Annotated in this window: 21 protein-coding genes; 13 read left to right on the top strand and 8 right to left on the bottom strand. The window is 64.5% G+C overall.

The features are described 5' to 3' along the window. The first annotated feature begins 181 nt into the window (after positions 1-181). From LB551_RS20940 to LB551_RS20910, 7 genes are all read left to right on the top strand, one after another. Positions 182-985, top strand: a complete 804-nt coding sequence (locus LB551_RS20940) for a DeoR/GlpR family DNA-binding transcription regulator (protein ID WP_224660323.1) — start codon at positions 182-184, stop codon at positions 983-985. Positions 986-1,041: 56 nt separating this feature from the next. Beyond that, a complete protein-coding gene (rhaS, locus tag LB551_RS20935) occupies positions 1,042-2,037 on the top strand; it encodes a rhamnose ABC transporter substrate-binding protein (protein WP_224660322.1) in 996 nt (331 codons plus the stop codon). A gap of 185 nt (positions 2,038-2,222) precedes the next feature. Further along, the gene (locus tag LB551_RS20930) at positions 2,223-3,764 is read left to right on the top strand and encodes a sugar ABC transporter ATP-binding protein (RefSeq protein WP_224660321.1); all 1,542 of its coding nucleotides are present in this window, start codon (positions 2,223-2,225) and stop codon (positions 3,762-3,764) included. Next, positions 3,761-4,738 carry an ABC transporter permease gene (locus LB551_RS20925; RefSeq protein WP_224660320.1) on the top strand — a complete coding sequence of 326 codons (978 nt, stop codon included), beginning with the start codon at positions 3,761-3,763 and terminating at the stop codon, positions 4,736-4,738. The genes LB551_RS20930 and LB551_RS20925 overlap by 4 nt, the downstream gene beginning before the upstream one ends. Positions 4,739-4,743: 5 nt before the next feature. Further along, entirely contained in the window at positions 4,744-5,739 is a 996-nt protein-coding gene (locus LB551_RS20920; RefSeq protein WP_224660341.1) for an ABC transporter permease, read from the top strand. Further along, positions 5,739-6,056: an L-rhamnose mutarotase gene (rhaM, locus tag LB551_RS20915; RefSeq protein ID WP_224625015.1), complete on the top strand. Its 318-nt coding sequence runs from the start codon at positions 5,739-5,741 to the stop codon at positions 6,054-6,056. The genes LB551_RS20920 and rhaM overlap by 1 nt, the downstream gene beginning before the upstream one ends. Further along, entirely contained in the window at positions 6,053-7,429 is a 1,377-nt protein-coding gene (locus LB551_RS20910) for an FGGY-family carbohydrate kinase (protein ID WP_224660319.1), read from the top strand. Before rhaM ends, LB551_RS20910 begins: the two co-directional genes overlap by 4 nt. Positions 7,430-7,445: 16 nt before the next feature. On the opposite strand, the gene LB551_RS20905 is transcribed toward LB551_RS20910, so the two are convergent. Both LB551_RS20905 and galE read right to left on the bottom strand, forming a co-directional pair. Continuing rightward, positions 7,446-8,696 carry a D-amino acid dehydrogenase gene (locus LB551_RS20905; protein ID WP_224660318.1) on the bottom strand — a complete coding sequence of 417 codons (1,251 nt, stop codon included), beginning with the start codon at positions 8,694-8,696 and terminating at the stop codon, positions 7,446-7,448. Between the two features lie 102 nt (positions 8,697-8,798). Further along, positions 8,799-9,794 carry a UDP-glucose 4-epimerase GalE gene (gene galE / locus LB551_RS20900; RefSeq protein ID WP_224625012.1) on the bottom strand — a complete coding sequence of 332 codons (996 nt, stop codon included), beginning with the start codon at positions 9,792-9,794 and terminating at the stop codon, positions 8,799-8,801. Between the two features lie 276 nt (positions 9,795-10,070). Here galE and hemA point away from each other — a divergent pair, with 276 nt between their 5' ends. Further along, positions 10,071-11,348 (top strand): 5-aminolevulinate synthase, encoded by a 1,278-nt coding sequence (hemA, locus tag LB551_RS20895; RefSeq protein WP_140513285.1) that lies wholly within the window; start codon positions 10,071-10,073, stop codon positions 11,346-11,348. A gap of 72 nt (positions 11,349-11,420) precedes the next feature. Here the strand turns inward: hemA and LB551_RS20890 are convergent, their stop codons facing one another. Both LB551_RS20890 and mscL read right to left on the bottom strand, forming a co-directional pair. Beyond that, positions 11,421-12,587, bottom strand: a complete 1,167-nt coding sequence (locus LB551_RS20890) for a pyridoxal phosphate-dependent aminotransferase (protein WP_224660317.1) — start codon at positions 12,585-12,587, stop codon at positions 11,421-11,423. Positions 12,588-12,697: 110 nt separating this feature from the next. Then, positions 12,698-13,120, bottom strand: a complete 423-nt coding sequence (mscL, locus tag LB551_RS20885) for a large conductance mechanosensitive channel protein MscL (RefSeq protein ID WP_140552746.1) — start codon at positions 13,118-13,120, stop codon at positions 12,698-12,700. Positions 13,121-13,358: 238 nt separating this feature from the next. Between mscL and LB551_RS20880 the strand changes: the two genes are divergently transcribed. Beyond that, positions 13,359-16,865, top strand: coding sequence for a NahK/ErcS family hybrid sensor histidine kinase/response regulator (locus tag LB551_RS20880; protein WP_224660316.1), 3,507 nt, complete (start codon positions 13,359-13,361; stop codon positions 16,863-16,865). A gap of 2 nt (positions 16,866-16,867) precedes the next feature. Here the strand turns inward: LB551_RS20880 and LB551_RS20875 are convergent, their stop codons facing one another. Further along, positions 16,868-17,524, bottom strand: coding sequence for a TetR family transcriptional regulator (locus tag LB551_RS20875; RefSeq protein ID WP_140552748.1), 657 nt, complete (start codon positions 17,522-17,524; stop codon positions 16,868-16,870). Positions 17,525-17,618: 94 nt separating this feature from the next. Here LB551_RS20875 and LB551_RS20870 point away from each other — a divergent pair, with 94 nt between their 5' ends. Both LB551_RS20870 and LB551_RS20865 read left to right on the top strand, forming a co-directional pair. Beyond that, complete coding sequence (locus LB551_RS20870; RefSeq protein ID WP_224660315.1) at positions 17,619-18,275, top strand: O-methyltransferase; 657 nt, start codon at positions 17,619-17,621, stop codon at positions 18,273-18,275. Positions 18,276-18,399: 124 nt separating this feature from the next. Then, positions 18,400-19,686 (top strand): MDR family MFS transporter, encoded by a 1,287-nt coding sequence (locus LB551_RS20865; protein ID WP_224660314.1) that lies wholly within the window; start codon positions 18,400-18,402, stop codon positions 19,684-19,686. Between the two features lie 21 nt (positions 19,687-19,707). Here the strand turns inward: LB551_RS20865 and LB551_RS20860 are convergent, their stop codons facing one another. Together LB551_RS20860 and LB551_RS20855 are read right to left on the bottom strand one after the other, a co-directional pair. After that, a complete protein-coding gene (locus LB551_RS20860; RefSeq protein ID WP_140552750.1) occupies positions 19,708-20,367 on the bottom strand; it encodes a response regulator transcription factor in 660 nt (219 codons plus the stop codon). A 126-nt stretch (positions 20,368-20,493) separates the two neighbouring features. Continuing rightward, positions 20,494-20,928, bottom strand: coding sequence for a hypothetical protein (locus LB551_RS20855; RefSeq protein ID WP_224625006.1), 435 nt, complete (start codon positions 20,926-20,928; stop codon positions 20,494-20,496). 107 nt (positions 20,929-21,035) lie between these two features. On the opposite strand from LB551_RS20855, the gene LB551_RS20850 reads away from it, so the two are divergent. Both LB551_RS20850 and LB551_RS20845 read left to right on the top strand, forming a co-directional pair. Continuing rightward, positions 21,036-21,386, top strand: a complete 351-nt coding sequence (locus LB551_RS20850; RefSeq protein ID WP_224660313.1) for a DUF952 domain-containing protein — start codon at positions 21,036-21,038, stop codon at positions 21,384-21,386. After that, positions 21,383-22,462 (top strand): quinone-dependent dihydroorotate dehydrogenase, encoded by a 1,080-nt coding sequence (locus tag LB551_RS20845; RefSeq protein ID WP_224660312.1) that lies wholly within the window; start codon positions 21,383-21,385, stop codon positions 22,460-22,462. Before LB551_RS20850 ends, LB551_RS20845 begins: the two co-directional genes overlap by 4 nt. Here the strand turns inward: LB551_RS20845 and LB551_RS20840 are convergent. Beyond that, positions 22,455-23,795 carry an MATE family efflux transporter gene (locus LB551_RS20840; RefSeq protein WP_224660311.1) on the bottom strand — a complete coding sequence of 447 codons (1,341 nt, stop codon included), beginning with the start codon at positions 23,793-23,795 and terminating at the stop codon, positions 22,455-22,457. The genes LB551_RS20845 and LB551_RS20840 overlap by 8 nt on opposite strands. Between the last annotated feature and the right edge of the window lie 96 nt (positions 23,796-23,891).

The raw sequence follows: 23,891 nt of genomic DNA, 5'->3' as shown, positions 1-23,891 counted from the left end.
TCCTCCCTTGAAGCGCGGACGGTGCGCTCCTCTTTTCGTCGGGAATGTCTACGCAAGACGCCGCCTTGTCAATCACAAACGATCAACATCAATCATATTGCACTGCACAATGAAATTATATGATCGGAAATGATTGACACTGCGCGATTTCTAATGCCAGATGGCCGTGCAGGGAGGAACCATGCACGAAAAAGAGCGCCACAGGATCATTCTGTCCGCCGTCCAGGAAAAGCCTGTGGTAACGGTGCAGGAAATGGTCGACCTGACGGAGTCGTCCGAGGCGACGATCCGGCGCGATATAGCGGCCCTGCACGTGCAAAAGCGGCTGCGCCGGGTGCGCGGCGGCGCCGAGGCAATCACGCCGCCACAGTTCATCGGCCTTGCCGGCCGGCCTTTTTCCGTCAACGAGACGCTCAATGCGGCGCAGAAGCGGGCGATAGCGCGGGAAGCGGTGGAGCTCTGCAACGACGGCGAGCCGATCATCATCAACGGCGGCACCACCACCTTCCAGATGGTGCATTTCCTGACCGGCCGCCGCATGCCGATCTTCACCAATTCCTTCCCGATCGCCGAAAGCTTGCTCAAGCACTCCAAGAACACGGTGATGCTGTCCGGCGGCACGATCTACCGCGAGCAGAACATCATCCTGTCGCCCTTCGACAATGACGTGACGCGCAATTTCTACGCGCGCCGCATGTTCATGGGTGCGCAGGGACTCGGGCCGCTCGGCCTGATGGAAGGCGACCCGCTGTTGATCCAGGCGGAACAGAAGCTGATCGACCAGGCCGACGAGCTGGTGGTGCTGGTCGATTCCTCGAAATTCCGCAAACGCTCCAGCCTGATCCTGTGCGGCCTCACACGCATCGCCACCGTCATCACCGATGACGGCATAGAGGACCGCGAGGCAAAGATGCTGGAGACAGCAGGGGTAACGCTGATCGTCGCCCGCAAGTCGGCAAAGGAAGAATCTTCGCTGCAAGCCTGAGACACCCTCACGCCCGCAGCGGCGATGGAATGCAACGCTCAAGGGAGGAATATTCGATGAGCTTTCTGAAGAAACTGATGGTAACGGCGGCCTTTTCCGCCGCCATGTTCGTGAATGCCGCCTATGCCGAGAACGTCAAGATCGCGCTGGTGGTGAAGTCGCTCGGCAACGGCTTCTTCGACGCCGCCAACAAGGGCGCCGAAGAGGCGGCCAAGGAACTCGGCGACGTCGACATCATCTACACCGGCCCGACCAAGGCGACTGCCGAAGCGCAGATCGAAGTGGTCAATTCGCTGATTGCGCAAAAGGTCAACGCCATCGCCATCTCGGCCAATGACGCCGACGCGCTGGTGCCGGTGCTGAAGAAGGCCATGGACCGCGGCATCACCGTCATCTCCTGGGATTCGGGCGTCGCCAAGGAAGGCCGCCAGCTTCACCTCAACCCGTCCGACACCGGCCTGATCGGCGAGACCATCATCAAGCTCGCCGCCGACTATTTGCCGGAGGGCGGAGACGTCGCCATCCTGTCGGCCTCCTCGACCGCGACCAACCAGAACGCCTGGATCGACGCGGCCAAGAAGGTGCTGCCGGAGAAATTCCCCAAGATCAAGCTCGTCGCCACCGTCTATGGCGATGACGATTCGGCCAAGAGCACCGACGAAGCCAAGGGCCTCTTGAAGTCCTATCCGAACCTCAAGGCGATCATCGCGCCGACCACCGTCGGCGTCGTTGCCGCCGCCCAGGTCGTCACCGATGAGAACCTGATCGGCAAGGTCAACGTCACCGGCCTCGCTCTGCCATCGGAGTTCAAGAAGTTCATCGACAACGGCGCCAGCCAGGCGGTTGCGCTGTGGAACCCGATCGACCTCGGTTACTCCGCCGTCTACCTCGCCCACGATCTGGCGGTGAAGAAGGAAGAGGCCAAGCCCGGTGCGACGCTGTCGATCGGCCGCGTCGGCAAGGTGACGCTCGACGACACCAACTCGGCTGCGATGGCTCCGCCCTTCCAGTTCGACAAGACCAACATCGAGAAGTTCTCCAAGATCTATTGATCTCGGACTGACGGCGCTGCCCCCTCATCCGGCCGCTTCGCGGCCACCTTCTCCCCAGTGGGGAGAAGAGCCTGGCGCCAAGCTCGGCAGTCTCCTCTCCCCTCGGGGAGAGATCGACCGAGCGAAGCGGAGGTCGGGTGAGGGGGAGTCAACACGGAATAGATTTGACCGGGCTTGATACAACCATGGACACGACAGCCCATCACGGCACAAAAGAGGAGCAGGCTGAGAGCCCGAGCCCACGCCTGACGCTGTCCGGCATCTCGAAGAGCTTTCCCGGCGTGCGCGCGCTGCACAATGTCAGCCTGTCGCTCTATCCGGGCCAGGTGACGGCGCTGATCGGGGAAAACGGCGCCGGCAAGTCGACGCTGGTCAAGATCATGACCGGCATCTACCAGCCCGATGCGGGCATGATCAGCATAGACGGGCAGGACGTCACCCTGCCCAGCGCGCATGCCGCCTTCGGCCATGGCGTTACCGCCATCCATCAGGAAACCGTGCTGTTCGACGATCTGAGCGTCGCCGAAAACATCTTTCTCGGGCACGCGCCGCGCACCCGCTTCGGCACCATCGACTGGCGCACCATGCGCAGAAATGCGCGCGAAGTGCTCGACACGATGCATGCCGGCCATATCGACGCCGATGCAAGGCTGAAGGACCTCGGCATCGCCAACAAGCATCTCGTCGCCGTGGCGCGGGCGATGTCGATCGACGCGCGGATCGTCATCATGGACGAACCGACGGCCGCCCTTTCGATGAAGGAGATCGAAGAGCTCTTTTTGCTGATCGAGTTCCTCAAGAGTGAAGGCAAGGCGATCCTGTTCATCAGCCACAAGTTCGACGAGATCTACCGCATCGCCGACCGCTACACCGTGTTCCGCGACGGCGAGATGGTCGGCGAAGGGCTGATCAAGGATGCCGCCCAGAGCCAGATCGTGCGCATGATGGTCGGCCGTGCGGTCGACCACATCTTTCCACAGCGCAAGGCCGAGATCGGCGCGCCGGTGCTGTCGGTCTCCGGCCTGTCGCACCCCACCGAATTCAACGACATCGGCTTCGAGCTGCACAAGGGCGAGATTCTCGGCTTCTACGGCCTTGTCGGCGCCGGCCGCAGCGAGGTGATGCAGGCGATTTCAGGGATCACCCGCACCTCCGGGGGTACGATCACGCTGGACGGCAAAACGATCGCACCGAAATCGGCGGCGGATTCGATCGAGGCGGGCATCGTCTACGTGCCCGAGGAACGCGGCAAGCAGGGCGTGGTGATCGGCCTGCCCATCTTCCAGAATGTTTCTCTCCCGTCGCTGGCACGCACGTCCAAATCCGGCGTGCTGCGGCTGGCGGAGGAGTTTTCGCTCGCCCGCTCCTACACCGAGCGGCTCGACCTCAGGGCCTCCTCGCTCAGCCAGGATGTCGGCACGCTGTCGGGCGGCAACCAGCAGAAGGTGGTCATCGCCAAATGGCTGGCGACCACGCCCAAGGTCATCATCCTGGACGAGCCTACCAAGGGCATCGACATCGGCTCCAAGGCCGCCGTGCACGGCTTCATGGCCGAGCTGGTGGCGCAAGGCCTGTCGGTGATCATGGTGTCTTCGGAGCTGCCCGAAATCCTCGGCATGTCCGACCGCGTCGTCGTCATGCGCGAGGGCCTTGTCGCGGCCGTCTACGACAATAAGGGACTGGACGCCGAGACGCTGGTCCGGACGGCGGCGGGGATTGCGGCATGAAAACTTTGCTGAAATACCGCGAAATCTGGCTGCTGGCGGCAATCGTCGTGCTGATCGGGCTGATCTCGACGCGTTTTCCCGCCTTCGTCGACCCCGGCAATTTGCGCCAGGTGTTCAACGACACCTCGATCCTGATGATCCTGGCGCTCGGCCAGATGGTGGTCATCCTGACCCGGTCGATCGACCTGTCGATGGCGTCGAACCTCTGCTTCACCGGCATGGTGGTGGCGATGCTCAACGCCGCTCACCCGGCGATCCCGATCCCGCTGCTGATCGTCATCGCGCTGGTCGTCGGCCTGGTGCTCGGCGCCATCAACGGCCTTCTGGTGTGGCGGCTGAACATCCCCTCGATCGTGGTGACATTGGGCACGCTGACCATCTATCGCGGCGCCACCTTCGTCCTGTCCGGCGGCGCCTGGGTCAATGCCGACAAGATGAGCCCGGAGTTCATCGGCTTCCAGCGCGCGGCCTTGCTCGGCATCCCGGTGCTGTCCTGGATTGCCATCCTGGTCATCGCGCTGTTCTTCATCCTGATGACGCGCACCGCGCTCGGCCGCTCGATCTATGCCATCGGTGTCAACCCGACGGCGTCGGTCTATGCCGGCATCGATGTCGGGCGGACGAAATTCATCGTCTTCTGCATCTCCGGCATGATCGGCGGGCTCGCCGGCTACCTCTGGATCTCGCGTTACGTGATCGCCTCGGTCGAGGTCGCCAATGGCTATGAGCTCAACATCATCGCCGCTTGCGTCATCGGCGGCATCTCGATCGCGGGCGGCATCGGCTCGGTCGGCGGCGCGGTGTTGGGCGCGCTGTTCCTCGGCATCATCTCCAACGCGCTGCCGGTCATCAACATCTCGCCCTTCTGGCAGATGGCGATTTCGGGCAGCGCCATCATCCTGGCCGTGGTGCTCAACGCGCGCGGCGAACGCCAGCAGGGCCGCGTCATCCTGAGAAAGGCGGAAGCGGCATGACCAACATCGCCAACGCCCCTGCCCCGCGCCACATTCCCGACCGGTTGGACAAACCGCTCAGCTCGGCGATCTTTTCCTGGGAGGCGCTGCTGGTCGTGGTGGCGCTCGCCATCTTCGCCATCAACAGCTTCGCCTCGCCCTATTTCCTCGACCCTTATTCGCTGTCGGACCTGACCTTCAACTTCACCGAGAAGGGCCTGATCGCCTTCGCCATGGCGCTGCTGATCATTTCGGGCGAGATCGACCTCTCGGTCGCCGCCATCATCGCGCTGGCCTCGACCATGATGGGCATGGCGGTGCAGGCCGGCGCCGGCACGCCGGTGCTGGTGGCGATCGGCATCGTCGTCGGGCTCGGCTGCGGCGCCTTCAACGGGCTGCTGGTCACGAGGCTTGGCCTGCCCTCGATCGTCGTGACCATCGGCACGATGAGCCTGTTTCGCGGCATCGCCTTCATCATCCTCGGCGACCAGGCCTACAAGGGTTACCCCGGGAGCTTCGCCTTCTTCGGCCAGGGCTATGTCTGGTGGGTGGTGTCATTCGAGCTGGTGCTCTTCCTCATCGCCGCTGTCGTCTACTGGTTCGCGCTGCACCGCACCAGTTTCGGCCGCCGCGTCTTCGCCATCGGCAACAATCCGGTGGCGGCGCAGTTCTCCGGCGTGCGTGTCGGCCGCATCAAATTCATCCTGTTCTGCCTGACAGGCCTGATGTCCGGCATCGCCTCGGTGCTGATCACCTCTCGGCTCGGTTCGACCCGGCCGTCGATCGCACAAGGCTATGAGCTGGAAGTCATCACCATGGTGGTTCTTGGCGGCGTCAGTATCCTTGGCGGCGCCGGCAGCATTGTCGGCGTCGTGCTCGCCGCCTTCATCATGGGGCTGGTGACCTTCGGGCTCGGCCTGCTCAACGTGCCCGGCATCGTCATGTCGATTTTCATCGGCCTGCTGCTGATCATCGTCATCGCGCTGCCGATCCTCTGGCGGCGGCTGCGCGGGGGACGATGATGGCTGAAAAATACGCGTTCAAGATGAGGCTCAAGCCCGGCATGAAGGCGGAATACAAGAAGCGCCATGACGAGATCTGGCCGTCGCTGGTCGCGCTGCTGAAGCAGGCCGGCATCTCCGATTATTCCATCCATCTCGACGAGGAGACCAACATCCTGTTCGGGGTGCTGTGGCGGCGGGACGACCATGGCATGGCAGACCTGCCGAAGCATCCGGTGATGCAGCGCTGGTGGGCGGACATGGCCGACCTCATGGAGACCAAGCCTGACAATGAGCCGGTGGCCGTGCCTCTGGAAACCGTGTTCCATATGGCATGAGTGCCCCGCGCCACATCGCCGTCATCGACATCGGCAAGACCAACGCCAAGGTGGCGCTGGTCGACCTCGCCACGCTGAGCGAGGTCGCGCTGCGCCGAATGGCGAACGCGCCGGTGCGGCAAGCCCCCTACCCGCATCACGATGTCGAGGCGCTGTGGGCCTTCATCCTCGGCAGCCTTGCCGATCTCAACCGCGAACGGCGCATCGACGCCGTTTCGATCACCACCCATGGCGCCACCGGCGCGCTGGTCGATGCTTCGGGCGAGTTGGTGTTGCCAGTGCTCGACTACGAATTCGATGGCCCCGAGGAACTCGCGGCCGAGTATGACGCGATCCGTCCGCCGTTCGCCGAAACCGGCACGCCGCGGCTGCCGCTCGGCCTCAATCTCGGCGCGCAATTCTTCTGGCAGCAGAAGCGCTTTCCGGCGGAATTCGCCAGGGCAACGGCGATGTTGATGTATCCGCAATATTGGGCGCTGCGGCTGACCGGCATCGCCGCCAACGAGGTGACCTCGCTCGGCTGCCACACCGATCTGTGGAACCCGTGGAAAGCCGATTTTTCGGCGATGACCGACCGCCTCGGTTGGCGCGCGTTGATGGCGCCGGTGCGGCCGGCAAGGGACCGGCTCGGCCCGCTCCTGCCGGCGCTTGCCGCGCGGACCGGGCTCGATCCGCAGACGCCTGTGTTCTGCGGCCTGCACGATTCCAACGCCTCGCTGCTGCCACATCTTCTCGCGGACGCGCCGCCTTTCAGCGTCGTCTCGACCGGCACCTGGGTGGTGTCGATGGCGGTCGGCGGCAGATCGGTCGCGCTCGACCCGGCGCGCGATACGCTGGTCAACGTCAACGCGCTGGGCGATCCCGTGCCGTCGGCGCGCTTCATGGGGGGCAGGGAATTTTCCATATTGACGGAAGATCAGCCGGAGAACTGGACCGAAGACGACGTCGGTGCCGTGCTGGCAAAAAGGACCCTGCTGCTGCCGTCGATGCAGCAGGGATCGGGACCGTTCCCGCATCATGCGGCGGCGTGGCTCAACGCCGACGGCATGAACAGCGGCCAGCGCTTTGCCGCCATCTCTTTTTATCTGGCGCTGATGACGGCGACCTGCCTCGATCTGATCGGCGCCGACGGCCCGACCATTGTCGAAGGCCCTTTCGCCCGTAACCGGCTGTTTGTCGGCATGCTGGCGGCGGCGACCGCCAGAAGCGTCGTCGCCTCCGAAGCCGCCACCGGCACCAGCATCGGCGCCGCGTTGCTGGCATCGGACCAGGCAAAGGCGCATGGCAAGGGCTCGAGACAAGAACTGCCGGCCGACCCCGCCTGGACGGATTATGCAAGCAGCTGGCGTGCAGCAGTCGAAAGGCCGAGCTGACTACGGATCCGCTTGCCTAGCCTTGAAAGACCAGCCCTTGCGGATCGATTTCGGGCCTGCGGCCCGCGACGAGGTCGGCGAGGAATTTGCCCGAGCCGCAGGCCATGGTCCAGCCGACATGGCCGTGGCCGGTGTCGAGATAGAGATTTTTGTAGCGGGCCCGGCCGATGACCGGCACGGAATTGGGCATCATCGGCCGCAAGCCCGCCCAGAACACAGCCTTCTTCTCGTCGAACGCGCCCGGGAAAAGATCCTTGCCGGTGCTGATGATGGTGCTGAAGTCAGCGGGCTTGAAGCTTCGGTCAAAGCCGGTGAACTCGGCCGTCGAGGACATCCGCAAGCGGTTGCCCAGCCTGGAATAGCCGATCAGCCGGTCCTCGTCGGCGCCGCCCATGGTCGGCCCCTTGCTTTCATCCTCCAGGGGAATCGTCGCGGTATAGCCTTTCACCGGATAGACCGGCAGATCGATGCCGTAGCGGCGGCCGAGCAGGCCGCTTTCCGGGCCCATTGCGATAACAACCGCATCGCCGGCCACCGGACCTGACGAGGTGATGACGGCCCGTACCCTGTCGCCTTCGATATCGAAGCCTTCGACCGTGGTGCCGAACCGGAACTCGACACCAAGCTTCTCGGCCGCATAGGCGGCGAGCCTGTCGACAAATAGTTTGGAATCGCCGGTCTGGTCAGTGGGCGAATAAACCCCGCCGGCTATCTTGTCCTTCACCCCGGCAAGTCCCGGCTCCAGTTCGACCAGCCGGTCGCGACCGACAATCTCGATCGGCAAGCCATGCTCGGCAAGATAGCGATAATTGTCGGTTCCGGTGTCGAGACTCTTCTGCGAGCGGAAGAAGTAGAGGATGCCCTTCTTGCGCTCGTCATAGTGGATGCCGGTCGCCTCCGACAGCGCATTGATGCAGTCGCGCGAATAGAGCGCGAGCCGCAGCTTGATGTCGGTGTTGGCGCGCAGGCGCGCCACCGTGCACTGGCGCAGGAAGCGGAGGCTCCAGGCGAGAAAATAAGGATCAAAGCGCAGCCGCACCTTGATGCCGAGATCGTGGTTGTAGAGCCCGCGCAGGAAGGTCTTCAGCGCCGCCGGGGAAGCCCAGGCGGTGGCATCGCCGGGCGACACCAGCCCCGCATTCGACTGGCTGGTGCCCCGCGCCGGCGCCGGATGACGCTCGATGACGGTGACCTCATGGCCATCGCTCGCCAGATAGTAGGCGGCCGCCGTGCCGACGACGCCGGCCCCGAGCACCGTTATCTTCATGCCATCCCCCAAAGCTCGACACGGCGCGGCGCTTCCGCGCCCTCCGCCAGCGCCTTCCATAGCGCTTCGCGGAATGGCTTGCGAGCCCTTGGGAAAACCAGCTCAGCCTCGGGCGGAGTTCTTCCCCGTCAGGATGCGCTCCCAGGCAAGCGCGTCTGCAACGATCTGATCGAGGTCGTCGCGCTGCGGTGTCCAGCCGAGTTCCGTCCGGGCGAGATCGGAATTGGCAACCACCGCGGCGGCGTCACCGGCGCGGCGCTCGCCCGTCCTCACCTCGAAATCATGGCCGAAGGCGCGGCGCACGCTCTCGATCACCTCCAGCACCGAGTAGCCGTGGCTGTAGCCGCAATTGGCGACGAGGCTCGCGCCCCCGGCGCGCAGCCGCTCAAGGGCCAGGCGATGCGCCGCGGCCAGATCGCTGACATGGATATAATCGCGCATGCAGGTGCCGTCCGGCGTCGGGTAATCGGTGCCGTACACCTGCATGAACGGCCGCTTGCCGAGCGCCGTCTCGCAGGCGACCTTGATCAGATGCGTGGCGCCCGGCGTCGACTGGCCGGTGCGCCCCCTGGGATCGGCGCCCGCGACGTTGAAATACCGCAGCGCCGTATAGCGCAGGCCATGCGCTATGGCCGCATCGCGCAGCATCCATTCACTCATCAGCTTGGAGAGGCCGTAGGGCGATTCCGGCGCCAGGCGGGCATCCTCGCGCACCGGTTCCAGCCCGGCGCCGCCATAGACGGCGGCGGTCGAGGAGAAGATGAAGTTCGGCACGCCCTCGCGCACCGCCGTTTCGATCAGCGTGCGCGTCTTGCAGGTGTTGTTCTCGTAGTAGCCGAGCGGATCGGCGACGGATTCGGGAACAACGATCGAGCCGGCGAAATGGATGATCGCATCGACATTGTTGTCGCGGATGATGGAGCCGACCAATTCCTTGTCGGCGACGTCGCCGACGACCAGCTTTGCCTCCGGTGCCACCGCCCATTCGAAACCGGTCGAAAGCCGGTCGAGAACGACCACGCTTTCGCCCGCATCCAGCAATTCCCAGACCATATGGCTGCCGATATAGCCGGCGCCGCCCGTCACCAAAACCGTCATTCCGCGTCCTCGCATTCAAGATCTATCGGAAACTGTCTCAACAACCGCTCTACTGGAAAGCCGGCCCTATGACCAATAAAACCCTGCGTAACCGACTTGGCCGGCATATGGCATCATGTCGAAACAAAAGCGCCCTACAGGCCGATGTTGCCAGGAAATAGGCCATGATCCACCCTCGCTAGGAACAGGTGCGGGGCGTGGCATTTTGACCAAAACGGGCCGGTGGACGGCCAATCGGGCAATGATTATGATCCAGCGCAAAACTGGGAAGCCGACATGAATTATCAGCGGTTCTTCGAGGACGCAATCGACCAGCTCCATGCGGAACGACGCTACCGCGTCTTTGCCGACCTCGAGCGCATAGCGGGCAAATTTCCGCGCGCCATCTGGCGTGCCAATGGCCGCGCAGAGGAAATCACCGTCTGGTGCTCCAACGACTATCTCGGCATGGGCCAGCACCCGGATGTCATCGCAGCGTTCCAGAACGCGGCGGGCCGCATGGGTTCGGGCGCCGGCGGCACCCGCAACATCTCCGGCACCAGCAATCCGTTGGTCGAACTCGAGCATGAGCTCGCCGACCTGCACGACAAGGAAGCCGCACTGGTCTTCACCTCCGGTTTTGTCTCCAACGAGGCCTCGATCTCGACCATCGCGCGGCTTTTGCCCAACTGCCTGATCATTTCGGATGAGCTCAACCATGCCTCGATGATCGAAGGCGTGCGGCGCTCGGGCGCGGAAAAGAAGATTTTTCGCCACAACGATGTCGCACATCTGGAAAGCCTGCTGCAGGCGGCTGGCCGCGAACGCGCCAAGCTGATCGTGTTCGAGAGCGTCTATTCGATGGATGGCGATATCGCGCCGATCAGAGAGATCGTCGACCTCGCCGAGCGCTATAACGCCATGACCTATATCGACGAGGTCCACGCCGTGGGCATGTACGGTCCGCGCGGCGGCGGCATCACCGAGCGGGAAGGGCTTGCCGACCGCATCGACATCATCGAGGGCACGCTCGCCAAGGCTTTCGGCACGCTTGGCGGCTACATCACCGGCACGAGTGCCGTCATCGACGCCGTGCGCTCCTATGCGCCGGGCTTCATCTTCACCACCGCGCTGCCGCCGGCCATCGCCGCCGCTGCCACCACGTCGATCCGTCATCTCAAGCGCTCGCAGGCCGAGCGTGACGCCCAGCAGCAGCAGGCGACGCGGACCAAGCAGATCCTCTCCGCCGCCGGCCTGCCGGTGATGGAATCGGCGACCCACATCGTGCCAGTGCTGGTTGGCGACCCCGAGCTTTGCAAGATGGCGAGCGACCGGCTGCTCGGTGTGCACGGCATCTACATCCAGCCGATCAACTATCCGACCGTGCCGCGCGGCACGGAGCGGCTGCGCATCACGCCGACGCCGTTCCATTCGGATGCGCTGATCGCCGAGCTGCAGGACGCCCTGGTCGAGACCTGGGACGCGCTCGGCATTTCCTATGGTTCGGCAGGACGACCTTCCGTGGCCAAGACCGACCGGATCATTCCCCTGCTGGTGCCCAAGTCAGGCGGCTGAAGCCGTTTGAAACTCTACTCCGGCAGCCATCTGGCGCGCCGGAGCGACTTTCAATGCGGGCTTCGTCAACTCTCAAACAGCCGTCATCCACTTCGCAAGCCGGTGCGCCGCCTCCTCGAGCTGGTCGAGGCGGCGGTGGAAGCACAGTCTCAGGAAGGCTTCGCCGCCCGGGCCGAAGGCCGTGCCCGGCGCCAGGCCGACATTGGCCTTGTCGACGATCTCGAAGGCGGCGCTGCGCGAATCCGTAATGCCGTCGACCCTGAAGAACAGGTAGAAAGCGCCTTGCGGCACGGTGAATCGAGCGCGGTCGGTGGCGCCGAGAATGCCGCAGACCAGATCGCGCGCCTTCCTGGCCCTCTCCACCTGTTCGGCGACGAAGACATCGCCTTGATCGAGCGCCGCGACCGCGCCGCGCTGCATGAACTGGGCGACACCTGAATTCGAATATTGGATGAGGTTCTCGAACACCTGCTGCAAGCTCGGATGGGTCTTGATCCATCCGACGCGCCAGCCGGTCATCGCCCAGTTCTTGGAGAAGCTGTTGACGAACAGGATGCGGTCCTCTCCGGTCGCGACGTCGAGGAAGGACGGCGCGCGGCCTTGACCATAATGGAACAGCGAATAGATCTCGTCGGCGATGATCCAAAGGCCATTTGCCCGGGCGAGATCGAGAATGGCGCGCAAAGTCTCATGGTCGGCGGTCCAGCCGGTCGGATTGGACGGCGTGTTGATGAACAGCGCCCTGGTCCTGGGCGTGATGGCGGCCGCGATCTTCTCGACATCACACGACCAGCCATTGCCGGATTGATCGAGCGTGACCGGCACCGGCACGGCACCGGCGATGGCGGCGGCGGCGTCGAAATTCGGCCAGGCAGGCGACAGATAGATCACCTCGTCGCCGGCACCGGCGAGCGCGTCGAGCGCAAGCTGGATCGCATGCATGCCCGAGCCGGTGACGATGAATTCGTCCTCGGCGAAGTGTTTGCCGAAATGCCTGTGGTAATAGCGGGCAAGCGCCTGCCTGAGATCCGGAATGCCCTTCTGCCAGGTGTAGAACGTCTCGCCCCCGGCCAGCGCCTTCGACGCGGCATCGGTGATGAAGGACGGCGTCGGCAGATCGCCCTCGCCGGCCCAGAGCGGGATCAAGCCGTCGCGCAGCCTGCCATAGTTGACGACGGCGACGATACCGCTTTCAGGCGCAGCCAGGGCCTCCGGGCGCAGGTTCTGGATCAGGGTCATGGGCGGGTCCGTTCCAATAGGGATAGCATGCCGGCTGTTCTACTACGGGCGAAAGCAAAAAACCCCGGCCGTGAGCGACCGGGGTTTTGGTCCAGAAGAACCTGATGCCTCTATCTCCTGGCGAGGAGATCGCGGATTTCGGTCAGAAGCTGCACATCGGCAGGCGGCGGCGCGGCGGCAGGCGCGGGCTTTTCGGCCTCCAGGCGCCTGCGCAGGTTGTTCACCGCCTTGACCATAAGGAAGATGATGAATGCGAGGATGAGGAAGTTCAGCACGACGGTGATGAAGCTGCCATAGGCGAAGACCGCGCCCTCTTTCTTTGCCTCGGCCAACGTGGCCGCGTGGACGTTCGAGGACAATCCGAAGAAGTAGTTGTTGAAGTCCAACCCGCCGAAAATCGCGCCCACGATCGGCATGATGATGTCGTTGACAAGGGAATCGACGATCCTGCCGAAAGCAGCGCCGATGATGACGCCGACGGCCAAGTCCATCACATTGCCCTTGGAAATGAATTCCTGGAATTCTTTCAGCATTTCGACCCTCCGTTATGACCGCCCGCCTGCCGCCTCACCACCGTTCTCCAGCGCCGGCCAAGCCGACAATAGCAAAAACCTCCGGTTGCAAAACCGGAAAAAGGGCCAAGGCACCGGTTTGTTTTTACCCGCATCATTAGACGTCCATGCGCCGAACGCCGCGATAGACTCAGCTTCCAAGCTGTGATTGCGTGCGCGGTGGCCAGGCGTCATGCCGGCCGGGGAGGAAGCGCGAGCCGTGCAGGGCTTGTTCATCGTTGTCATCGCGATCGCTTATGTGACGCTTCTGTTCGCCATCGCCAGCCTTGGCGACCGCCGCTCGGCCAGCTCCGGGCCCGGCCGTGCGCGGCCGTTCATCTACGCGCTCAGCCTGGCTATCTATTGCACATCCTGGACCTTCTTCGGTTCTGTCGGCCTGTCTTCCGAACGTGGCCTTGAATTCCTCGGCATCTACACCGGCCCGGTGCTGGTGTTCGTGTTCGGCTTTCCCTTGCTCAACCGCCTCGTGCGGCTGGCCAAGACAGAGAAGATTACGTCGATCGCCGACTTCCTCGGCGCGCGCTACGGCAAGAGCTTCACCGTGGCCGCGATCGCCACGCTGATCGCGACCATCGGCGCGGTGCCCTATATCGCGCTGCAGCTGAAGGCGATCTCCGGTTCCGTCAGCCTGATGGTCGAGCACTACACCGGCTCGCCACCCTCGTTCGATCCCTTCGTCAGCGACATCTCGCTGGTGGTCGCCATGCTCCTGGCGCTGTTCGCGGTGCTGTTCGGCACACGCCACGCCGACGCCACCGAGCACCAGGACGGGCTGGTGCTGGCGGTGGCGGTCGAAACCGTGGTCAAGCTTGCCGCCTTTCTGGCGATCGGCCTGATGGTCACTTTCCTGATCTTCGGCGGGCCCGGCGACATGTTCGGCAAGCTGGCCGAAAATGGCCAGGTGCGGCAGGCGATGGGCTATTCGACGTCGCTCGCCACCTGGCTGGTGCTGACCTGCCTGAGCGGCTTCGCCATCATCCTTCTGCCCCGGCAATTCTACGTCACCATCGTCGAGAACCGCAGCGAGGCGGAACTGCGCACCGCGACATGGGTGTTTCCGCTCTATCTGGTGGCGATCAACCTGTTCGTGCTGCCGATCGCCTTCGCCGGCCTGTCGCTGGTCGGCACGAAGACGAGCAGCGACCTATATGTGCTGTCGCTGCCCTTGTTCAGCGGTCACGATTTCCTGGCCATGGCTGCCTTCATCGGCGGCCTGTCGGCGGCAACCGCCATGGTCATCGTCGAGAGCGTGGCGCTGTCGATCATGATCTCCAACGACCTCATCATCCCGCTGTTCGTGCGGCGGCTGCTGAGGACGACGTCTTCCGAAAACGAGGACTGGTCGACGCTCATCCTCAACGTGCGGAGGGCATCGATCTTCATCATGCTTTTCATCGCCTTCCTCTACTACCGCGAGAGCACCGACAGCGCGCGGCTGTCGTCGATCGGCCTGATGTCGTTCGCGGCGATCGCGCAATTCGCGCCGGCACTGATCGGCGGACTGATCTGGCGCGGCGCCAATGGCAGGGGCGCGGCCCTCGGCATGGTCGCGGGCATCCTGATCTGGGGCTACACCCTGCTGTTGCCATCGCTCGTCGCGCCCGAAACCGGCATATTGGTGCACGGTCTGTTCGGCTTCGAAGCGCTGCGGCCGCAGGCGCTGTTCGGCACCGTCGCGGAGCCGTTGAACCACGGCGTGCTGTGGAGCCTGTCGATCAACGCACTGTTCTTCGTGCTGGGCTCGCTGTCCCGCGCCGCGGTGCCGCTGGAGCGCATCCAGGCGTCGATCTTCGTGCCGCGCGAAGCCGGGCCGATGCCCAGCCTGCGCCGCTTCCGCACCGCCGTCACCGTCAACGACCTGAAGGACACCATCGCGCGCTATCTCGGTGTGCAGCGCACCGAGCGGTCGTTCCAGTCCTTCGAGAAAAACACCAACGTCATCCTGCATGGCAACGAGCAGGCCAGCATGGACGTCATCCGCTTTTCCGAGCAGCTTTTGGCCAGCGCAGTCGGCTCTTCGTCGGCGCGGCTGATCCTGTCGCTGCTGTTTCGCCGCCACGACCGCGACTCCAGGGATGCGTTCCGGCTGCTCGACGACGCCACGGAAGCATTGCAACACAATCGCGACCTGTTGCAGATCGCGCTCGACCAGATGGAACAGGGCATCACCGTCTTCGACCGGGATTTCCGGCTGATCTGCTGGAACCGCCAGTACCGCGAGCTGTTCGACCTGCCCGACGACATGGGCCAGGTCGGCGTCTCGCTCGACCGGATCCTGCGCCATCTGGCGGAACGCGGCGATATCCCGACCGACCAGCGGGTGACGATGCTCAACCGGCTGACCAGCTTCGTCAGCCCCTGGCAGATGGAACTGAAGACCAGCGGCCGGATCCTGGAGCTGCGCTCCAACCCGATGCCGGACGGCGGCATCGTCGCCACCTATGCCGACATTTCCGGCCGCGTCGAGCAAGACCTGGCGCTGAAGCGGGCGAACGAGTCGCTGGAACAGCGGGTGAAGACCCGCACCATCGAACTGACCAGGGTCAACGAGGAGTTGACCCGGGTCAACGAGGAACTGGCGCAGGCGCAGATGCTGGCCGAGGAGGCCAATCTGGGCAAGACGCGCTTCCTCGCCGCGGCAGGCCACGACATCCTGCAACCGCTCAACGCCGCCAGGCTCTACTGCTCGTCGCTGATCGAAAAAGCCGGCAAGGGCCCGGCCGGCAAGGCAGCGGTCAATATCGACTCCTCGCTGGAATCGGTCGAGACCATTCTGGGCGCCGTGCTCGACATTTCCCGCCTCGATGCCGGCGCCATGAAACCGGACGACACGGCCTTCAACCTCGACGGGCTGCTGCGCCAGATCGGCAACGATTTCCGGCCGCTTGCCGCGGAAAAGCAACTCAAACTGACGATCATGCCCTCGTCGCTGACGGTGGTGACGGATCGCAACCTGTTGCGCCGCCTGATCCAGAACCTCGTTTCCAATGCCATCAAATACACGCGTCACGGCCGCATCCTGGTTGGCGTGCGACGGCGTGGCGAACTGGCGGAAATCCAGGTAATCGACACCGGCATCGGCATTGCCGGCGATAAGCTGAACACGGTGTTTCGCGAATTCACCCGGCTGGACGAAGGCGCGCGCGAGGCCGAAGGCCTCGGCCTCGGCCTTTCGATCGTCGACCGCATCGCACGGGTGCTGAGGCTTGAGATCCGTATTTTCTCCAATCCGGGCAAGGGCACGCGCTTTTCCGTCATCCTGCCGGTGGCGGCCGTGCAGGAACCGCGACGCGAGGTCGAAACCAGGGCGCCGGCCCGCGTGGCGGCGTCGCTGTCCGGGCTGAGCGTGCTCTGTATCGACAACGACGCCCGCATCCTCGAAGGCATGCGGCTGCTGCTCGAAGGCTGGGGCTGTGCCGTCGAGACCGTGTCCGGCACAAAGAGCCTGGATATCGCGATCCGCCGCCCGGACGTTGTCCTTGCCGACTATCACCTCGATGGCGAAACCGGCCTCGATGCCATCGTCAGGCTGCGAGCGATCCACGGCGACGACCTGCCCGCCGTGCTGGTCACCGCCGACCGCTCCAACGAGGTACGCACGGCAGCAGCCGGGCTCGACATCCCGGTGATCAACAAGCCGCTCAAACCGGCCGTGCTGCGCTCGATGATGGCCAGGGTCAGGCCGCTGACGTCGGCGGCGGAGTAAGATCAGATTTGCTTCATTTCGGCCCCGCCGACGTAGCCCAGGCTTCCGAGATAGGCGCAGAACATGTCGGCCATCGCGTCGGCATAGGCTTCAATCTCTGCCGACGTGCGAGGCGTTTCCGAAAAATCCTTCCCGACCGCGGCGAGGGTCGTGGTGATCAGTTCGCCCGCCAATGAGCGGGTCGGCTCCGCGGCTTCAGGCAGCGCCTCTCGCATGAAGGCCTGGACGGTGCGGTCTCCCGAAGCCTTTGCCTGCTGTGCCTCGGGCGCGTCGCGGTAGAGCGGTGCGGCGTCGTTGAGCGCGACGCGCACCGCGGCCTCGTCGCATTCGGAGCGGATGAAGGCGTGGACCAGTGCGCGCAGCCGTTCGAGCGGCGCGCGCCGATCGTCCTCGAGGATGTCACGCAGCAGATCGGTGGTCTGGCGCCATTCGTCGCTCTGCAGCCGGAAGAGAAGCGCTGCCTTGTTGGGGAAATACTGGTAGAGAGACCCGACACTCACGCCGGCCTTTTCCGCCACGCGCGTGGTGGTGAAACGCTGCGCGCCTTCCCGTGCCAAAACCTGAACAGCAGCTTCCAGGATCGCCTCGACGAGCTCCGTGGCACGGGCTTGCCTGGGCTGTTTTCGTGAAGAAATCGAAGGGGTTAAGCGTCCGCTCATGGCTCGGTCCGGTAATGCGAATTGGAAAACTGAAGGATTATTCGTATTTCTAGCCCAACACAAGGACGCAACAAACTTTCGACCGGAGACACCCATGACGACGCTCACCAAAGCCCCGCTCGCGCCTCTGCTCGCCCGCCTCTTCGAGGAGGCCAAGGCGGCGGCGAGCCCCGCAATGGCGGAATTCTCGCACGAGGAACGGGACCGCCTGCTGCGCAGCAAGACCGATTATCGCGATTTCTACGGCAGACTGAAGGATCTTTGGCTCGCCGTTTCGCCTGAGACCGGCACGCTGCTTTACATGCTGGCGCGCGGCAGCGGCGCACGCGTCATCATTGAATTCGGAACCTCTTTCGGCATCTCGACCCTCTACCTTGCCGCGGCGCTCAGGGACAATGGCGGCGGCCGCCTGATCACCACCGAGTTCGAGCCGTCCAAGGTGGTGCGGGCCAAGGCCAACCTTAGGGAAGGCGGCCTCGTCGACCTCGTGGAGATCCGCGAGGGCGATGCGCTGGAGACGCTGAGCGCCGACCTGCCCGACCGGATAGACCTGCTGCTGCTCGACGGTGCCAAGGCGCTCTATCCGGAGATCCTGAACCTGGTCGAGAGCCGGCTGAGGCCCGGCGCACTGGTTATCGCCGACAATGCCGATTTCTCTCCCGACTATCTGGAGCGGGTGCGCTCACCGGCCTCGGGCTACATGTCGACGCCGTTCGGCGAGGACGTGGAGCTGTCCGTTCGGCTCGGCTGAGCAAGCCTCCGTACGAGCAAACAATCAGGATCGATAGCTCATGCTGCTCCTGGGGCGGCCGTAGGCGTTAACGTCAGCCAACGCGCAATCCCGGCCGTCGGGCCTTTGACGCGTAGGCAACATCATGATCACAATCTCATCCTCCTGGCGCGCGATGCCGCGCCCGGCGCTGCTCGGCCTTTTCCTGTTCTTCTGCGCGGGTTTCGCCGATGGGGCGCTTGTACCCTTCTTTCCGCTCTGGGCGACCGGCGAGGCCGGCATTCCCACCGGCGCCATCGGCCTGTTGTTCGGCTGCTATGCCGGCGGGGAGCTTGTCGCCGCGCCGCTGATCGGCGGCATCGCCGACCGGATCGGCCGCCGGCCGGTGCTGATTTCCTCATCGCTCGGCGTCGGCTGCGGCTTCATCGCCCTGTTCTTCGTCCACGGCGTTGCCGCCACGGCGACCGTGCTGCTTTTGACCGGCGTGTGCGAATCGGTGCTTCACCCGACGATCATGACCGCGATCGCCGATGTGACGGCGCCGTCCGCGCATCCGCGCTGGTTCAGCATGGCGCGGGTGAGCTCGAGCGCGGGGCAGATTCTCGGACCGGCCTGCGGCGCCCTGCTTGCGCTGATCTCGCTCAGCACGGTCTTCCTTGCCGCCGGTGGAGTGCTCATTTTCGGCGGCATCGTGATGCTGGCCGCATTCGCCGAGACTATCGGCGGCGGACATGCCGTCGACAGCGATCAGGACGAGGAGGAGGGACTTTCCGCGCTGCTGCCGGCGTTCCGCGACGGCCGCCTGGCGAAGCTTCTCGCCTGGGTCGTGCTGTTCGAGATCTCCGGCAACTGGATCGAAGCCATCATCCCGCTTTACGCGCGTGACGCCGGCATGCTGAGCCCGTCCGGCATCGGCACGCTGTTCGCCTATGCCGCCGCCCTGACGGTCGGCCTGCAGATGCTGGTGAGCCGTTTCGCCGAAGCGCGCCCCGCCGTCTGGTTGGCAGCCGGCGCGGGTACCTCGACGATTGCCGCCTTCGCGCTGCTGGCGGCCTCGCCGGCACCGTTATCGCTGATCGCGGCCGTCAGCCTGTGCTCTGTGGCCCAGATGCTGGTCGGGCCGCTGGTGCCGACAGCCGTCAACGCGCTTGCGCCTCCGGCTCGGCGTGCCTCCTACATGGCGGCTTCCTCGGTGGCGGTGGACCTCAAGGACTCGCTGGGACCTTCGATCGGCACGGCCCTTTACGCGCTGGCGCCGCGCCTGCCCTGGATCGCCGGCATTCCGCTCGTGGCGATCGCTTCCCTCGGGCTGGGCGCCGCGATCGGCCGTGCGTCGAGCCCTTCAACATCCGCTACCGACTGGAGCACGGGTGCGGACGCGATCAAGCCGGAAGAGCTGCGCACTCTGGTCGCCGAGCCGACATCCGAATAACCATCCGCCAGACTCGGGCGATCAGCTCACCGGCTGCAGCGGATCGCTGCCGATCTTGGACAGGAGGATCACCGCCTGCGTGCGGCTGTCGACGCCGAGCTTCTGCAATATCGCCGAGACATGCGCCTTGATCGTCGCCTCGGAGACGCCGAGCTCATAGGCGATCTGCTTGTTGAGAAGGCCTTCCGCCAGCATGCCGAGCACGCGGGTCTGCTGCGGGGTCAGCGCCTGCAGGCGCTTGATCAGGTCCGATATTTCGGGGTCGCGCTCGACACCGAGATCGATGCCGGCAGGTGCGGCGATGTCGCCCGCAAGCACCGACCGCACGGCGTCGCGGATTTCCTCCATGCTGGCCGATTTGGAGATGAACCCGGACGCGCCGAGGTCGAGCGCGCGCCGGATGGTCGCCGGGTCGTCATGGGCTGAGACCACCACCAGCGGCACCGCCGGATGGATGCCGCGCAACGAGATCAGGCCGGAAAGGCCGCTCGCGCCCGGCATCGACAGGTCGAGCAGCACCAGATCGACATCCTCGTTGGCCACGAGCAGCGCCTTGGCGCTTTCGAAATCGCCGGCTTCGTGGATGGCGGCGACATTGCCGATGCCGGCAAGCGCTTCGCGCAGCGCACCGCGAAACAGCGGATGATCGTCGGCGATGACGAAAGAATAGCCTGACGGCAAATATCCCTCCCCGGGTCCCTTGATGGTCTTCTGTTTTCTGGGACCTGACGCGACGATTATGCGGCGCTTCGCGCTGTTTTCAAGCAGCAAAGCCGGCGTCCCGGATTTTCCCCGGACGCCCTGTCTTCAGGTCTTCTGCGAGTTGGGCTTGGCTGAATCGCCGCTGTCCTTGTCCATATCCTTGACGATCCCCATGAAGCCGCGCAGGAAGCGTTCCATGTAGCTCATCGTCTTGTTGAAATCCTCCTCGCTCGGCAATGTCGATTCGAGGCGGGCCGAGAGCGAATTCTCGAGCTTGGTGACGCGCTCGTCCATCGCCTTCATCGAGGTTTGCAGGCGGTCGATTTCATCCTGGAAAGCGGCGCGTTCATCGGCCGCCATCTTGCAGACGAGTTGGCCGGAGCGCTCCTCGCAGATCGACATCGCGCCGGTCTGTGTGTCCATGCGGACATAGCCGTTATCAGACTTTTCCAGCCGGTAGCGGTCGGTTTCTTCCGAATAGGCTGACGCCGCGACCAGCGAAACGAGCGCGGCGGGGATCAAGATGTGCTGCAGACGCATGTCGTCCTCCATGGCCAAAGCCTGAAATATCGCATGTTTGCGCCGGAAATGGGGAACACCCTTTGCATGGCCTTCCCCGCACGGCTGGTTCGGACTATAGCGCAACCATGTCTCAGATTATCTACAAGATAACCCCGGAAGCGCCCTGGCGCGAGGCCGAAGCGAAGGGCCGCTTCACCGGAGCGCCGATCGATGTCGCCGACGGCTTCATCCATTTCTCCACGGCGGCACAGGTCAAGGAGACGGCGGCGAAGCATTTTGCCGGCCAGGCGGGGCTTCTGCTGGTCGCCATCGACGGGACCAGCCTGGGCGACGCGCTAAAATACGAGGCCTCGCGCGGCGGCACGCTGTTTCCGCACCTCTACGGCGTGCTCGACCTGAAAGCCGTGCTGTGGGTCCGGCCGCTGCCGCTCGGCGCCGACGGCACCCACCAGTTCCCGGCGCTGGAGGCCGAATGAGCGTGCTCGACCGGATTGGCCAGAAGCTGCTCTTCACGTTCGACCCGGAAACCGCGCATGGCCTGTCGATCGCGGCGCTGCGCTGTGGCCTGCCGGTCGGCGCACGGACGGCGCGCGATGCGCGGCTGAAGGTCAGCCTTTGCGGCCTCGATTTTCCCAATCCGCTCGGCATGGCTGCCGGTTACGACAAGAACGCCGAGGTGCCCGATGCGCTGCTCGGCCTCGGCTTCGGCTTTGCCGAGGTCGGCACGGTCACGCCGCTGCCGCAGCCTGGCAATCCGAAGCCCCGCATCTTCCGGCTTCCGGCGGATGAAGCGGTGATCAACCGGCTCGGCTTCAACAATGAAGGCCATGTCGCCGCCGAAAAGCGCCTTGCCGGCCGCAAGGGGCGCTCCGGCATCGTCGGCGTCAACATCGGCGCCAACAAGGACAGCGCCGACCGCATCGGCGACTATGAGCGCGGCGTCATCCGCTTCGCGCCTTACGCCAGCTATCTCACCGTCAATGTTTCCTCGCCCAATACGCCCGGCCTGCGCACCATGCAGGCGCGCGAACAGCTTGGCGAGCTCTTGTCGCGCGTCATGGCCGCGCGCGTCGCGGCGGCAAGGCAGCCGCCGGTGTTTCTCAAGATTGCGCCGGACCTGGTCGAAGCCGAGTTGGAAGACATCGCCGCCGAGGTCACCCACAAGGCCATAGACGGCATCATCGTCTCCAACACCACCATTTCTCGCCCGTCGCTACGCTCCAGCGGCGCGGCAAGCGAGACCGGCGGGCTTTCCGGCCGGCCGCTGTTCGAGCGCTCGACCATCGTGCTGGCCCGTATGCGCAGGCTGTTGGGGCCGGACATGGCCATCATCGGCGTGGGTGGGGTCAACTCCGCCGAGACGGCGCTCGAGAAAATCCGCGCAGGCGCCGATCTCGTCCAGCTTTACACCGGCATGATCTATGCCGGGCCGGCGCTGCCGGGGCGCATCGTCGCCGGCATGGCGCGTTTCGCCGACACGGAACGGCTCAAGTCCATCAGCGACTTGCGCGACCGCCATCTCGACCAATGGGCTTCAAGGCCGCTCAACTGAACGCCGTCCGCAGCCGCAGCCGCAGGATGGCAGCCAAGCTGAGGCCACGCACCAGCAGGAAGACATGCAATGCCGCCCACAGGCCATGATTGCCGAGAGCGGGCGCCAGCGTAACCAGCGCTGCGGCGAAGGCCAGGAACGACAGCAGCATCATGTTGCGCATGTCGCGCGACCAGGTCGCGCCGATGAAGACGCCGTCCATCTGGAAAGCCAGCACACCGCTCAGCGCGGTGAAGGCCGCCCAGGGCAGGTAGGTGTCGGCCACCAAGCGGACCTCCTGCGACGTGGTAACGACGGCAACCAGATTGGCACCGGACACGAGCAGCACCAGGGTTGCGGCCCCTGCCAGTCCGAACCCCCAGAACAGGGTCAACCGCACCGCGCGCCGGAAGGGATGCTCGGCCCGCGCACCGACGGCGCGGCCGGCGAGCTGTTCCGCGGCGGTGGCGAAACCGTCGAGGAAATAGCCTGCGACGAGGAAAAAATTCATCAGCACGGCGTTGGCGGCCAGCGTAACCGTGCCGAATTGCGCCCCCTGGCGGGTGAACAGCGCAAAGGCGGCAAGCAGCGAGAACGAGCGGATCATGATATCGCGGTTGAGCGACAGCATGCGCAGGAATGCGCTCACGTCGAGCAGGCGTTGGCGTGGCACGGGCGGGCTTGCCCTGAACCGCCTGACGACGATGGCGAGGCCAAGCAGCATGACAAGGAATTCGCCGGTGACAGTTGCCCAGGCGACGCCGGCGACACCCCAGCCAAGCTCCAGGCCAAGCAGGATGCAGAGCGCGATGTTGATGCCGTTCAGCACCAGCTGCAGCACCAGCCCGAGCCCGCCCTCGCCTCGGCCGAGGACATAGCCGAGAATGGCGTAGTTGATCAGCGAGAAAGGTGCCGCGAGCAATCTGATGCCGATATAGACGCCCATCGCCTCGCTGACGCGCGGCCCGGCTTCCATGAACCACCGCCCGCCGGCCGCGATCAGCGGCGAAAGCGCCGCCAGCACGATGCCGGCGACGACAGCGATCAGCACGGCGCGCCAGAAGACCGCCTGTTCCTCCAGCGCGTCGTTGCGGCCGAAAGCCTGGGCGACCAGACCGGTGGTGCCTGAGCGCAGGAAATTGAAGGTGGTGAAGACGACGTCGAAGACCAGCGCGCCTGCCGCCAGGCCGCCAAGCAAGGCGGCGTCGCCGAGCTGTCCGACAACAGCCGTATCGACCATGCCGAGCAGCGGCGTCGTCAGGTAGGCGAGCGTCATCGGCACGGCGATGACGAGAACCGTGCGGTTGGTGACGACAAAAGAGCCGGCATCGGCTGGGATTGCACCCTTGTCCAAAGAATTGCTGCCTTGCTGATTGCGGCTTGATCGAACAGCCGGTGTGCCCCATTTTCCGGCCACCGCGCAATCCATCCTTGCCATGGCGGCCAACCG

Source organism: Mesorhizobium sp. BR1-1-2 (assembly GCF_020165435.1).
In the GTDB taxonomy this organism is placed as follows: Bacteria; Pseudomonadota; Alphaproteobacteria; order Rhizobiales; family Rhizobiaceae; genus Mesorhizobium.
The sequence above is the reverse complement of the archived record's forward strand: the minus strand, read 5'-3'. Positions and strand labels throughout refer to the sequence as shown.